At 48.5% G+C, this 596-nt stretch carries 1 protein-coding gene; it reads left to right on the top strand.

The window, feature by feature from the left end; genetic code table 11:
• The coding region (locus R7R24_RS28645; protein ID WP_411978845.1) for a DEAD/DEAH box helicase at positions 1 to 596 on the top strand (596 nt) is incomplete at both ends.

The following is a 596-nucleotide window of genomic DNA, read 5'->3' as shown; positions in this document are numbered from 1 at the left end:
CGACGTATTTCCCTTTACAACTTATCCAGAACCAAGTGGTGACTGGGAAAGTCATCATGCTTGAACCAAGACGATTAGCCGCGCGCAATATCGCGAGATATTTGGCCGAGCAACTTGGCGAGCAAGTTGGCCAGCGAGTGGGGTATCGCGTTCGTGGCGAGACAAAGGTAAGTGCTTCTACTCAGTTAGAAATTGTGACTGAAGGGGTCATGACTCGCATGATCCAAAATGACCCTGAGCTAGATGGCGTCGATTTGCTGATTTTTGATGAGTTCCATGAGCGCAGTATTCATGCAGATACGGCTTTGGCGCTTAGCTTGGAAGTTCAAGAAGCATTGCGAGACGATCTTAAGCTGGTGGTGATGTCGGCAACGTTGGATCAAGAAGCGTTGCAATCCTTACTGCCGGAAGCTTGTTATATTGAATCAGAAGGGCGCAGCTTTGCCGTGGAAACTCGCTATGCTCCGCTTACTGCCAACGATCATCTTCCAACGGTAATGGCAAAAAATATAGAGAGTTTGATGAATAAAGAGTCAGGCTCTCTGCTTGCGTTTCTTCCCGGTGTGGCGGCCATTAAGCAAGTGCAAGAGCGGTTA

The sequence above is a fragment of the Vibrio sp. 704 genome, assembly GCF_033339295.1.
Note: the sequence above shows the minus strand (reverse complement) of the source record. Positions and strands in the feature narration are given on the sequence as shown.